Source organism: Psychrobacter sp. (assembly GCF_035469765.1).
In the GTDB taxonomy this organism is placed as follows: domain Bacteria; phylum Pseudomonadota; class Gammaproteobacteria; order Pseudomonadales; family Moraxellaceae; genus Psychrobacter.
Window position 1 is genome coordinate 1 of record NZ_DATIRM010000016.1, and the last position, 13,243, is coordinate 13,243.

Annotated in this window: 11 protein-coding genes; 2 read left to right on the top strand and 9 right to left on the bottom strand. The window is 43.7% G+C overall.

Features of this window, described 5'->3' with window-relative positions:
• On the top strand, positions 1–171 hold a 171-nt coding region (locus tag VLN09_RS00345), incomplete at its 5' end, for a DUF815 domain-containing protein (RefSeq protein WP_325243020.1).
• Positions 172–184: 13 nt separating this feature from the next.
• Here the strand turns inward: VLN09_RS00345 and VLN09_RS00350 are convergent.
• The 6 genes from VLN09_RS00350 to gyrA form a co-directional block, all read right to left on the bottom strand.
• Positions 185–1,303 carry a ribonuclease Z gene (locus VLN09_RS00350; protein WP_325243000.1) on the bottom strand — a complete coding sequence of 373 codons (1,119 nt, stop codon included), beginning with the start codon at positions 1,301–1,303 and terminating at the stop codon, positions 185–187.
• A gap of 32 nt (positions 1,304–1,335) precedes the next feature.
• Positions 1,336–1,614 (bottom strand): hypothetical protein, encoded by a 279-nt coding sequence (locus VLN09_RS00355; RefSeq protein WP_325243002.1) that lies wholly within the window; start codon positions 1,612–1,614, stop codon positions 1,336–1,338.
• Between the two features lie 86 nt (positions 1,615–1,700).
• Positions 1,701–2,369 carry a glutathione S-transferase gene (locus VLN09_RS00360; protein ID WP_325243004.1) on the bottom strand — a complete coding sequence of 223 codons (669 nt, stop codon included), beginning with the start codon at positions 2,367–2,369 and terminating at the stop codon, positions 1,701–1,703.
• A gap of 224 nt (positions 2,370–2,593) precedes the next feature.
• A complete protein-coding gene (gene rarD / locus VLN09_RS00365; protein WP_325243006.1) occupies positions 2,594–3,664 on the bottom strand; it encodes an EamA family transporter RarD in 1,071 nt (356 codons plus the stop codon).
• A gap of 276 nt (positions 3,665–3,940) precedes the next feature.
• Entirely contained in the window at positions 3,941–5,011 is a 1,071-nt protein-coding gene (gene rarD, locus VLN09_RS00370) for an EamA family transporter RarD (RefSeq protein ID WP_325243008.1), read from the bottom strand.
• 110 nt (positions 5,012–5,121) lie between these two features.
• Positions 5,122–7,893, bottom strand: a complete 2,772-nt coding sequence (gene gyrA / locus VLN09_RS00375) for a DNA gyrase subunit A (protein WP_325243010.1) — start codon at positions 7,891–7,893, stop codon at positions 5,122–5,124.
• Positions 7,894–8,412: 519 nt separating this feature from the next.
• Here gyrA and VLN09_RS00380 point away from each other — a divergent pair.
• Positions 8,413–9,300 (top strand): methyltransferase domain-containing protein, encoded by an 888-nt coding sequence (locus VLN09_RS00380; protein ID WP_325243012.1) that lies wholly within the window; start codon positions 8,413–8,415, stop codon positions 9,298–9,300.
• A gap of 73 nt (positions 9,301–9,373) precedes the next feature.
• On the opposite strand, the gene VLN09_RS00385 is transcribed toward VLN09_RS00380, so the two are convergent.
• The 3 genes from VLN09_RS00385 to VLN09_RS00395 all read right to left on the bottom strand — a co-directional run.
• On the bottom strand, positions 9,374–10,609 hold the full coding sequence (locus VLN09_RS00385) for an ABC transporter ATP-binding protein (RefSeq protein WP_414709061.1): 1,236 nt from the start codon (positions 10,607–10,609) through the stop codon (positions 9,374–9,376).
• 256 nt (positions 10,610–10,865) lie between these two features.
• Positions 10,866–12,551, bottom strand: a complete 1,686-nt coding sequence (locus VLN09_RS00390; protein WP_325243016.1) for an iron ABC transporter permease — start codon at positions 12,549–12,551, stop codon at positions 10,866–10,868.
• 53 nt (positions 12,552–12,604) lie between these two features.
• Positions 12,605–13,243, bottom strand: a 639-nt coding sequence (locus VLN09_RS00395) for an extracellular solute-binding protein (protein WP_325243018.1), incomplete at its 5' end; no start/stop codon positions are given.

A 13,243-nucleotide genomic window follows, 5' to 3' on the forward strand; every position in this document is an offset into this window, starting at 1 on the left:
GATGCGAAAAATAAAATTGCAGGCAGCATTGATGAGTTACCCACTCATATCAGAGCAGCGGCACTACGCTGGGCATCAGAACGCGGTGGACGCTCTGGTCGAGTGGCGTATCAGTTTAGTCGTTACTGGATAGGACAGACCCAATTGGCAGCTGAAGATAGTCAATCTTAAAAACTCATATCATTCATTTTTTATGGTCGCGTGTAGAGCCTAAATACTGCACGCGATTGCCTATATTATCACCCACCTCTTCCGCTGCACCATTCACCAGATATTGGTCAAAGTCTGCTGCTAGCCATAGATTACCTTGGTAAACACTTTCGGCATCCAATCGGATATGACCCATATTTGGCGTGCTGCTATTTGGATTGTCAAAGCCCTGATAACGGGCGCTAAAATGGGTCATAATCAAGTTTTTGACACTGACTTGCTCAGCAAATCGACCCAGCAGCTGCGCGCTACTATGCATCAGATCAAAGTCTGGATTTTTGGCTTGAATCTTCGCTAAGACGTCACTGGTATATGTCGCTTCATGTACCAATACATCCGCACCGACCACTGCCGCTTGTAAGCGCTCCGGCGTATCATTGTCGCCAGCTACCACTACCCTTGTAAGCTGACTCTCATTATCGACATAATCTGCTGAACGAAGCTTGCGACCATCAGCAGTCATGACATCCTGACCTTGCTGTAGCTTGCCCCACAGCTCGCTAGCTGGAATATTATCTGCTACCAGCTTGTCCGTATTAAGACTGCGACGACTGATTATCTGCGTAATCCCAAAACCATAAGAGGCAACTCGATGTGATAACAGCGTAATATCAATTTCAAGCTGATGTTGATTGTCTAAGCTGATAGTGACCTGAGCTTTATTTTTACTATCTGGCTCAGATAGCAAGCCTTCTATCGCCATAAAGTTAATAGCAAATGGAAAGTGCAATTCAGTGGTCGAAATAACAGCATCAAGCAGTGTAGCAATCGCTTTTGGCGCAATCAGTATCAGTGGTGAAGTACGTCCTGATATTGCCGCACTCGCCAGCAACCCCGGCAAACCATAGCAATGGTCGCCATGCACATGAGTAATGCAAATCACATGTAGCTGATGTAAAGATAACTTGGTATGTAAGAGCTGATGCTGCGTACCTTCACCGCAATCAATCAATAACCATGGACGCGATTTCTTATTTTGCTGTTGATTCGTCCCTAAGCTATAAGAATTAAGGCATTCAATTGCTAATGCCGTCACATTACGCTGCTTGGTGGGTACACCTGCTGAGGTACCCAAAAAAGTGAGTTTTAGCATCGCTTATCTCTGCCGATTATCATTACAGGCTGTTATGACAACTGACATATCAGCGTTCTTTTACCCTCAATCATCTGTCCGCCATTGGCATTGCAGTCATTAACCATATTGGACTCATAAGACTTCCAGCCTCCATAAAAGCTGGCAATGCATAGAATCACTACCAGTAATTTTTGTGACCATGCCTTGATAGAGACCTGCTGACTATTCACGTTACTATCAACCCCATTAAGTGGTTGTTCAGTAGCACTGTTAATATTGTCGGTATTCTTATCAGTATTGTCATTATTAGATTTATTCAAGTCTGTCATTTTTTATCCTAAAAAAGGTTTTGTCTATGAATAAACAAAACCCTTTATTATCATATGAAATCAATGGTTAATAATAAGTACCGCACTTAAAACTGTAGACGACCGCCCTTTTCTTCTGCGCGTTTAAAGGCATCACGCTCTTCACAACGCTTCAGCCACGTTAAGATATTGTTATATTTACTACTGTCTAAACCTGTGCCTGCATTGGCACCGACTACTGCCAGGTGCATCTGAATATCAGCGGCACTGAACTCTGTCCCTGCAAACCAATGATTGTCATGTAGATGCTGCTCCATCATATCGAGTATGACAGTCAAGTTTTTACTGATCATGCTTTTTTCAACCTGATTGCGAATGCTTTTGCTAATAGGCTTGATGAGCATAGGCGACTGCTCAACCACTTTAGTAAATACTAAACGCATGACCAACGGTGGCATCACTGACGCTTCGGCAAAATGCAGCCAAAACGTATATGCCTCCCATGCCGCTTCATTATCATCGGCAGGCTTAAACTGTTTCTCGGTATCATAATGCTTAATCAAATACTCGATGATAAAGCCTGACTCGATGAGCACACGGTCATTTACTTCTAACATGGGCGCATGACCGAGCGGATGTATTTGTTTTAAACTGTCAGGCGCACGGTAAGCTTTGTTACGCTGATAGCAGGTCAATTTGTAGTCGACATTCAGCTCTTCTAATAACCAAAGAATACGAAACGAGCGTGAGTTTGCTAAATGATGAAGGTGTAACATAAACCATCCTAGTTATAGTAAGAATAAACGATAATATTTATAGTTTGCGCCTGCACCCGAATGCCATTATTGAGCCTTATGAAGCATAGTGGAGCACTGTTGAGCATGGCAGCGTTGCTGTCGATAATAGCGCAATTAACCTGCCTTTAACACAGAAACTGTGTAGAACACTGGTACAAAATCATGCCTGCCAAGTTAAATTAAACACTCTCTGCCAGACAACATTACTTAGCATGTAATTCTTCGATTTTGCGCGTCATCCTGTCTATTTTTTGCTGATACTTTCTAATCTTACGAAAGCGATGCGCAATTAACACGCCTTTGATACGGCGATTCTTCAGACGGCGGCGCGGTGGAAAACTGCCCACTTGTGGCTCATTGTAACCATGCAAACGGTCATCGCGTTTACGAGCGATATAACCAAGCGCACTATCAGCAATCATAATCAGCAGCGCGATACAAATCATAGAGTACATCAATAAGGAGCCGCCCTCATCGATACTTTGATGCAAAATAGTGATGGAAAATACAAATAAAAATATTGGCTCAAGATAGCATAGAGTACCAAATAGTGAGACTGGCAATTTTTGACTGGCGACCATGGTCAGTGCCATCGCCGCCGTACTGATAATACCCAGTAGCGGCAACAGATACCAAAATTTATCAGTAGATATCGCCAGTTCAAAACCACCGCTCACATATAAGGCAACGATAACCACTGGTGTTAATAAAACCAAATCAGAAATAAGCCCTGTAATCGGCGGTACGGCAAGCTTACGACGCAGTAGATAATAAGGAGGATAACCTAAACAGACAAATAAAGTTGCCCAAGAAATAGCGCCATATTGCCAGACATCATAAGCAATACCGAGCGCGGCACAGATAGTAGCAACCCACTGTAGCAGTGTCATGTCTTCATTATAAAAAAAGCGCCCTACAACAATCATAATCATTGGGAATAGAAAGTAACCCAAGGTCACCTCTAAACCCAAGTCATTGACGGGTGCCCACATAAATATCCAGATTTGCGCGCCCAAAATTGGCGTAGGTATGATAAATAAAAACCACTCTTTTACTGTCTTTAGGGTTTTAAGATAATCAAAAATATGCTGCCATTGTTTAAGCACACTGACCAGTAGCACCAAGCTAAATAGCATCATAAGCACACGCCAAGAAGCAACTTGCGTCCCTGATAACGGCTGCATCAATAGACCAAATAAAAATAGCAGTGCATAAAGGAAATTTGCTGCCACTGCAACAACGGTGCCCTGGGACGTCTGATTGGTAGGGAACATAACAACAACCTTTAGAGATAAGCGCACGTCCTTGGCAATTTTGAAAAAAAACAAAAGCCTCAGACGCGAACGTCGGAGGCCTTTGGTCTACAAGATATTTTGTCGATAACTTCATCGTATGATGCTGATATAAACGCTGTAAATACATTGTGTTTATATCAAGGTTTACATTATGTCAAAGTGAGAATAGATAAGCAATACATTGACTTGAACCGTCTATTTATTTTTATATCTTTTTATTTCATCTACCTGTTTAACTCACATCAATAGCTCTACTTACTTGGCATCGAGTTGCTCAATCTTTCGCTGTATGCGCTCCACCTTTCGTTGATAACGACGAATCTTCCGAAAACGATGCGCGGTTAATACCCCTTCTGTACGGTGGTTGAGAAAACGACGGCGCGGTGGAAAGCCGCCCACTTGTGGCTCTCTGTAGCCATGCAAATGATTGTCACGGCGGCGAATAAGATAGCCTTTGACACTATCAGCAATCATGATAAATAACGCCAAAGTAATCATACTATACATAAATAGCGAGCCACCCTCATCCAAGCTTTGGTTTAACACAGTGATGGATAGCACAAATAACAACATGGGCTCTACATAGCTGAGCGCGCCAAATAACGATACAGGTAGCTTACTACTAGCAACCATAGTCAGTGACATGGCAAGCGAGCTAAAAGCACCTAACAGCGGCAATATATACCAAAACTTGGAATTTTGTACCGCCACACTAAAGCCGCCACTGCTATAAAGCATAATCAGCACCACAGGTGTCAGTAAAGTCAAATCTGATAATAGCCCTGTAATAGGCGGTACAGCAAGCTTACGGCGTAGCAAATAATAAGGGGGATAACCCAAACATACAAAGGCGGTCACCCAAGATATACTGCCATATTGCCAGATATCATAGCCGATACCGAGCGCCGCAAATATCGCTGCCAACCACTGTAGTATACTCATATGCTCATGATAAAAAAAACGCCCAATCACAATCATCACCAGCGGCAATAAAAAATAACCTAGGGTCACATCAAGACCGAAGCCATTAACCGGTCCCCACATAAACAGCCAAATCTGCCCACCTAAAATAGGGGTTGGTAGGATAAAAATAATCCACTCTTTTAGATTCTTTAAGGTTTTTAGATAATCAAAAACATGTTGCCATTGCTTAGTAAAGCTGACCAATATCACAAGGCTCAAGAGCATCATCAATATGCGCCATGAAGCCACCTGCGTACCGGTTAATGGCAGCATAAATAGCCCAAACAAGAACATCAAGGCGAATAAAAAACTTGATGATACCGATGCTAAAGTTCCTTGGAAGGTTTGGTTGGTCGTCAGCATAAATACCGCCTTAAAGAATAGAAAAAAATAAAAGCCTCCGACGATAACGTCAGAGGCTTTTTCTAGAACAATACTAGCAGAATAAACGGGAAAACTAACGACTAAAAGAGCTATTCGTCATTACCAGACTCATTAATATCAGCATCTGTAGCATCAATATTTGCTGCATCAATATCTATCTGCTCTTGACCTTCCACATCAAATGTACCGTCTTCTCTCATGGCATCAACTAGCTCATCGTCACCTTCTTCGTGCTCAACACGTGCCATAGCGACCAACTTCTCGTCTTTTGATAGACGAATCAACGTAACACCTTGAGTATTACGACCTGAGCTAGCAACATGCTGCACCGGCGTACGCACTAGCGTGCCTTTGTCTGAGATCAAGATAATGTCGTCTTCAGGCTCGACCTTGGTTGCTCGTACCAGCTCACCATTACGCGTGCTGGTTTTAATCGCAATCACACCACCACCACCACGATTTTGCGTGTTGAACTCATCAATAAAGGTGCGTTTGCCAAAGCCGTTTTCGCAAGCAATCAAGATTTCGCGGACGTCATCTTCGATCACAACCAATGATTTGATAAATTCATCAGTAGCCAGACGCATACCACGGACACCTTTAGCAGTACGACCCATCGCACGAGCATCATTCTCATTAAAGCGAATGGCTTTACCACTTGAGGCAAATAGCATCACTTCTTGGCTACCGTTGGTGATACGAGCGCTCACCAATTTATCGCCTTCTTCCAATCCAACCGCGATTAAGCCGTTCGAGCGAATATTAGCAAACTGCTTAAGCTCTACACGTTTCACCGTACCATTGGCGGTTGCAAAGAATACAAACGGTGGCTCTGCTTGCGTGCTGTCGTCTAATAAATCATCACTATCTATTAGGGTATCTACTGACGTCTCACCTTTTACTGATAGATCTTCTACTATTTTTGGAATAGGCAATATCGTTGTGACTGTTTCATCAGGATTTAAGCCTATTAAATTCACCAATGGACGACCACGGGCACCGCGACTGGCAATCGGTACTTCAAAACCACGTAAGCTAAAGACACGACCTGTATCCGTGAAGCATAATACAGTGGAGTGCGTCGACGTGACAACTAAATGATCAATCACATCGTCTTCTTTCATCGCGGTCGCAGACTTACCTTTACCACCACGTTTTTGCGCCACGTAATCATCAATTGGCTGAGTCTTAGCATAGCCAGTACGCGATACCGTCATCACTACTGTCTGCTCTGGGATCAAGTCTTCACGGTTGAAGTCCATACGTGAATCAATAATATCGGTGCGACGCTCATCACCAAAGTTATCACGAATCTCAATCATCTCGTTTGAGATAATGGTCATTAGCTTATCAAAATCACCAAGAATAGATTCTAAATGGGCGATTTCACGCAGTAAGTCTTGGTATTCTTCGGTCAGCTTATCTTGCTCAAGACCGGTTAAGCGATGAAGCTGCATATCCAAAATCGCATTAACTTGCTCAAGTGATAAGCGATAGCTTGCTTGATTATCAATTAGACCAAATGGCGCTTTTGGATCTTCGCCTTCGATAAAGTCTGGGCGTACTGACTGACTACCTGCAGCGTTTAGCATCGCCACAACACTACCTGAACCCCAAATATTGCTCAGTAGGTTTTCACGTGCCAAGCCGCGGTTTGCAGAGGCTTTAATTGTCGTAATAATCTCATCAATATTGGCAAGTGCAACCGTTAAACCTTCGAGCAAATGACCGCGTACACGGGCTTTATTCAGCTCAAAAATAGTACGGCGCGTCACCACTTCTTGACGATGACGGACAAATGCGGCAATCAGCTGACGCAAGGTCAATAGTTTTGGCTGACCATTATCAAGCGCCACCATATTGATACTAAAGCTAGACTCAAGTGGCGTTTGTAGGAACAAGTTATTGACGATAACTTCGGCAGTTTCACCGCGACGTAAATCAATAGCGATACGCATGCCGTCTTTATCAGACTCATCACGAATCTCGCTAATACCTTCAATTTTCTTATCGCGAACCAATTCAGCAATACGCTCAATCAGCTTGGCTTTATTGGTTTGATAAGGCACTTCGGTGAAAACAATGCGCTCACGGTCACGGTTGACACCCGTCTCACTCATTGGCTCAATAATGTAGCGACCACGGACATGCAAGCGACCTTTACCGGTACGATAAGCATCTAAGATACCCGCGCGACCGTAAATAATACCGCCTGTTGGGAAGTCAGGACCTGAGATATGCGACATCAGCTCTTCAGCGGATATTTGCGGGTTTGCAGCATAAGCCAAACACGCATTAATCACTTCGGTCAGATTGTGCGGCGCCATATTGGTCGCCATACCAACCGCAATACCGGTAGCACCGTTAATCAATAAGTTTGGAATACGTGCAGGCAAGACGCTTGGCATACGCTCAGAGCCATCGTAGTTGTCTTCCCAATCGACGGTGTCTTTGTCCAAGTCAGCAAGCATCTGATGGGTGAGCTTGGTCATACGTACTTCGGTATAACGCATCGCCGCCGGTGGATCATCATCAATCGAGCCAAAGTTACCTTGACCATCAACCATCGGGTAACGAAGACTAAAATCCTGCGCCATACGTACAATGGCATCATAGACGGCACTATCGCCATGTGGGTGATATTTACCAATGACATCGCCGACCACACGTGCGGACTTCTTGTAGGCTTTATTGTAGTCATTAGACAATACATGCATCGCGTACATCACACGGCGGTGTACTGGTTTGAACCCATCACGCACATCAGGCAGCGCGCGCGAGACGATCACGCTCATCGCATAATCCAAATAGGACTGCTTTAATTCGTCCACAATGGCAATAGGACTGACCGATTCGCTCATATACACTCCCTCACTCACATCTACTCTCTAGTATCGGCATATCTAAGTAATAATGGGCAGCAATAACGGCACCAAAGCGCCGTTATATTATAAATACAGTGACCATCAAAAAAGGCTTAGTAACCACTCAAATCTATAGAGAATTAGCGATAGTTTTAATGTTGAATAAAAGAAGCTATTTTAGCACAAATTTGTTGATTTAGGGGGTTCTAGCTGCTATTAAAATCAAGCAAAATAGCTCATTAGCACTGACTTTTTAATCTAGCAATATCTACCAAAACGACTTTAACGACAGACTCGTTTAGACTGGCTAATTTTGCCATTTTTATAGATAAAACGACTGTTATTTCAGCAATAAGATTTAACACCCATTTTCTTCACATAGTGCGTAATCCGAGTTATAGATTGATACCATTTAAAAACAACCCCAAAAAGACACCAATGCTATCAACGCTAGATTAGCGCCCTGCTTTATTGTACGATACGCCACCATAAACCTTCCGATATAGACAGCCTTTTATGCCAACTAGTCCTCAAGATATTAACCATAATGAACCCTTAGATTCTACAGAAAATCTGACAATACAAGCTGTAGAAAAAGTTGCGCGTACGGACCGTAGCTTTGATACGATTGCCGATCATTTTGAAAAAAAGGTCTATGGTGGTTTAAAGGGAGACATTCGATTAGCAGTATTACGCCGTGATATTTTTGAATACTGCGCGCAGACGAGCAGCGAACTTGGGCGACCGTTACGTATTTTAGATGTGGGTGCAGGACTGGGTCAGATTGCTATTGAACTTGCTACTCAAGGACATACACTGGTCATCAATGATATCTCAGCCAATATGTTAGAGAAAGCGCAGACGAGCGTCATGCAGTGCAGTAAAAACGATGAAAAATTGGATATCACGTGGCATGTATGCCCGTATCAAGAGCTTGAAGAAAAGTTGGCTGATAAAACGGAGAAGTTTGATTTAATTATGTGTCACGCGCTGCTTGAATGGTTGGCAGAGCCTGCCGCGGTGATGGACTTTTTTGACCAACAATTAACCGATAATGGGGCGCTATCACTGTGCTTTTATAATCCGGCAAGTTTTGATTATCGTAACTTGATAATGGGCAATTTTAACTTATTGGATAATATTGATTATAAAGCCGACAATAAAAAGAGTTTAACGCCCAATCATCCAGTTGCAAAGGAAGAGGTTGAAGCTTGGCTAAAGGCACATAAGTATCAAACCCTAGTCTCCAGCGGTCTGCGGGTATTCCATGATTATTCGCCGCTTAAACGTGGTGGGCACAATGATCCTGAAGCGGTCATACGCATGGAGTTACGCTACTCGCAATTGGAGCCCTATAAGTGGCTTGGTCGCTACTTACATCTACTAGCGACGCGTGTCTCTTAAATACGTGCCTCTTAAAAACTTTAAAAATTAAGTATCAGGCGTCCTTTTGGTAAAGGCAACTCGATAAACGCTATCATATGTCCTCAAATCGCTCTGACCTATCATACTCGGACCACGTGGTGGCGTTGATATCTTTTTCATCAAATACCACGACATGCTCGAGTATCGGTAATATGCCGATTTGTGTACCGATTTCATGGTTATGATGACTGGCGACTAAAGACAATACTGTTTGACCATCAGCGAGCTGCAAGCGATATAAATAGTTGGCACCGCGAAATACACGACCAACAACCAATGCAGTCTGCGTACTGTCATCGTCATGGATAATATCATCGGGACGCACCAATACTTTAATCGGTGTACCATTCGGATAATCGTACTCGCAATACTGCGGCTGACCGGACGCATCATAGACTTCCATCCGTCGATAAATATCACCAAGCGCCGTCTCGACATGACCTTCTTTGATGATGCCGTCTATCATTGCGCCTTCACCGACAAACTCGGCGACAAACGGGCTGACTGGCTCATGATATAGCTCACTTGGGGTTGCCCACTGTACCAGCTTACCTTTATGCATAACCCCAACTTTATCAGCAAGCGCAAACGCTTCATTTTGATCATGAGTGACCAAAATAGCGGTAGTATTGGTACGTTTGAGAATATCACGGACATTCATTGCCAATGATTCACGCAATACCACATCCAAGTTCGAAAACGGCTCATCGAGCAGCAATAGCTTAGGCTTCGGTGCTAATGCACGAGCCAATGCCACCCGCTGCTGCTGTCCACCTGATAGCTCACTTGGACGCTTATCAGCGTGTTCAGACAACTCTACCAGCGCTAGCATTTCAGCAACACGGGCTTTTTTGTCGGCAGCCGACCATTTATTGAGACCAAAGGCGATATTTTTAGCCACGCTTAAATGTCCAAACAGCGCATAGTCTTGAAACACCATCCCCATGCCGCGCTTGGCGGGTGCAACGGCAAATGAAACACGCGCCGCTTGCTCTGTTAGCCGCTGACTGTTTAGAGTGATTTTACCGCCGCGACTCTCTTCTAATCCTGCAATCGCTCTTAATGCCGTGGTCTTTCCGCAGCCGCTATAACCCAAAAAGCAACCAATTTCACCTTGTTGCAAGTTTAGCGATAAACCATTAACGACTATCGTATCGTCATAGCCAACCACCAAGTCTTGGACACTAAAATACGGTTGAGTGGTAGCGGTTTCATGATGCTGAACGAAGGCGCTATCTAAACTAGCAGCGCATGGTTGTAACTCTTTCTCCGCTAAAGCTTGCACCATTTGCGCCTTAGTCATGATGGTAATAGGTGGCTTTTTCACATTATTTGATCGTGCTTTGCTCTGAGGCTCTACAGACTCAGAGTCTGCTGGATTTATTGAATCGTGCATCAAGTCAGTATACATAGACAGTACCAGTAAGCTATTAGTGAAGAAAATCCAGCGTCACAATATTGAAAATATTAAACGTTAAAAGTGTGAAAAGCACCAATTAAAATCCATCGATCACTTAAGCACAATATTTTAATTAAAAAATACGTTAACCCTGCTTGTCACTTTGACGTAGTAATATCCAAACAGGAATAAGACCGACCAGCACAATCAACAAACTTGGCAATGCAGCACGGGCCCACATGCCTTCACTGGTCATTTCAAACACTCGAACCGCCAACGTATCCCAGCCTTGACGCCGTGTCATCAACGTAATAGGCATCTCTTTCATGACTTCAACAAAACCCATCAACAAACCCGTCAATACCCCTGGGCTCAATACAGGCAACATCACTTGCCGCCAGCGCTGAAAAGGACTATCGCTAAGCAATTTAGCAGCCGCTTCTTGATTGACGGTCAAGCGCTGAAGCTGACGGTCTACCGGCTGAAAGCTCACCGTCATAAAACGAGTCGATAAAGCCAGCAGCATCACAATCACACTGCCAGATAAAAACTGCGTAGAGGTTATACCAAAAGCAATCAGCTGATTATCAAGCCAAGCAATCGGAATAAAGATACCGACCGCTAATACTGTACCCGGCACCACATAGCCCAAATTGGCTAAGGTAGTCATAAGCTTAGTAGATTTATCCGGATATTGACGCTTAATCCACGCAATCATAATCGCTAAAACAGCAATAAACGCGGTGGTCATACTAGCAATCATGAGGCTATTGGTGACAAAATCAATATAGCGGGCATCAAAATCTTGCTGAAAATTTGCCGCTGTCCAATAGATAAGCTGTGCAAAGGGGATCAAAAACGCGATCAAAAATACCAGCGTACAAAGCAGCGTCATAGCAAGCTTAGCTGGTTTACTAACTTCAAAACGTTGGCTACTACCTTGGGTAATAATATTACCGCGTTTTGCTTGCCAATATTGTTCAAACAAGACAACGATGAAGACCACACCAATTAATAGCGCTGCTAACTGTGCCGCTGTCGTCAAGCTAAAAAACCCAAACCAAGCTTTATAGATGGCAGTAGTAAAGGTATCAACATTGAATACTGACACCGCACCAAAGTCCGCTAGTGTCTCCATATTTGCCAGTAGCAAACCACCGATGACCCAAGGTAATGCTTGCGGTAATGCCAATCGAAAAAACACTCGACCACGACTTAAGCCAAGCATCTGCCCAGCTTCTATCGCTCGCCTACCTTGAGATAAAAAGGCTTGGCGCGCCAGCAAATAAACATAAGGATAAAAAGCCAATGACAAGATTAGCCCTGCACCCCATACGTTACGTACCGATGGGATGGCAGCCGTAACCCCAAAATCTCTTAATGCGGTTTGTAATGGTCCACTAAAATCAACGATACCGACTGTGACAAACGCTAATACATAAGCTGGCATCGCAAGAGGCAACATCAGCGCCCACGAAAAAAACCGCTGTCCAGGGAAGCGGTACATACTCGTAAGCCATGCCAATGCCGTGCCAATCGTGCCGGAAATCACTGTGACCATTAATAGTAAAATAGCCGTATTTTTGAGCACTTGCGGCAATACGTACTCACGCATATGCCCCCAAATATCAGCGACTGGCTGTGTCCATGACAATAATACGATTAAAATCGGTACTAGCATAAACAACGAAATCAGTCCTAAGACTGATTTCGAAATGACACGTTTACGGGTAGCATGGTCTTGGCGAATAGAGTTGCTCGTATTGCCTGTCTCATTACTTTCATTGACAGTATTGTTCTCACTTGCAGACGATTCTGGCATTGTTATCATAAGTTGTTACCGTGTCATACGCATCATAACTCTATTAAATGACTGGCAGACTTTTATTTATAGCCGGCTTTGTCCATCATTTGAATGGCTTGGGTTTGTAATTCACCAAATTTCTGTACATTGATATCATCTGGTTTGAACTGACCCCAAGATCTAAGCATCTCTGACTCATCAATCCCAACTTTTACTGGGAATTCTTTATCAGCGCTGGCATAAAGACCTTGCGCTTCATCAGAAGACAACCATTCCATCAGTTTCAATGCGCCATCAGCATTGTCTGAACCCGCTACTACGCCAGCACCTGAGATATTCACATGCGTGCCTGTCGTACCTTGGTTTGCCCAAAATATTTTTACTGGGAAATCAGGCTTCTCATCCAAAATACGACCATAGTAGTAGCTATTGGCAATACCCACTTCACACTGACCAGCAGCGATAGCTTCTAGTAGACTGGTATCATCACTAAAGACGTCGGTTGCTAAGTTATCAACCCAACCACGGATGACCGCTTCTGTTTTTTCAGCGCCTAAATGCTCCATCATGCTAGCAACCAATGACTGGTTATAAACCTTTTTCGAGGTGCGTAGACATAATTTACCTTTCCATTTTGGATCCGCCAAATCTGCATAAGTGGATAACTGATCAGCGCTGACTTTACTCGGATCATAAAAAATCGTACGGGCGCGCAATGA

What these genes read in the sequence shown, in the direction of transcription:
- rarD (WP_325243006.1), bottom strand. Translation starts at nt 3,664, where the DNA reads ATGTTCCCTACCAATCAGACGTCCCAGGGCACCGTTGTTGCAGTGGCA.
- rarD (WP_325243008.1), bottom strand. Translation starts at nt 5,011, where the DNA reads ATGCTGACGACCAACCAAACCTTCCAAGGAACTTTAGCATCGGTATCA.
- gyrA (WP_325243010.1), bottom strand. Translation starts at nt 7,893, where the DNA reads ATGAGCGAATCGGTCAGTCCTATTGCCATTGTGGACGAATTAAAGCAG.
- VLN09_RS00380 (WP_325243012.1), top strand. Translation starts at nt 8,413, where the DNA reads ATGCCAACTAGTCCTCAAGATATTAACCATAATGAACCCTTAGATTCT.
- VLN09_RS00350 (WP_325243000.1), bottom strand. Translation starts at nt 1,303, where the DNA reads ATGCTAAAACTCACTTTTTTGGGTACCTCAGCAGGTGTACCCACCAAG.
- VLN09_RS00390 (WP_325243016.1), bottom strand. Translation starts at nt 12,551, where the DNA reads ATGATAACAATGCCAGAATCGTCTGCAAGTGAGAACAATACTGTCAAT.
- VLN09_RS00360 (WP_325243004.1), bottom strand. Translation starts at nt 2,369, where the DNA reads ATGTTACACCTTCATCATTTAGCAAACTCACGCTCGTTTCGTATTCTT.
- VLN09_RS00355 (WP_325243002.1), bottom strand. Translation starts at nt 1,614, where the DNA reads ATGACAGACTTGAATAAATCTAATAATGACAATACTGATAAGAATACC.
- VLN09_RS00385 (WP_414709061.1), bottom strand. Translation starts at nt 10,609, where the DNA reads ATGGTGCAAGCTTTAGCGGAGAAAGAGTTACAACCATGCGCTGCTAGT.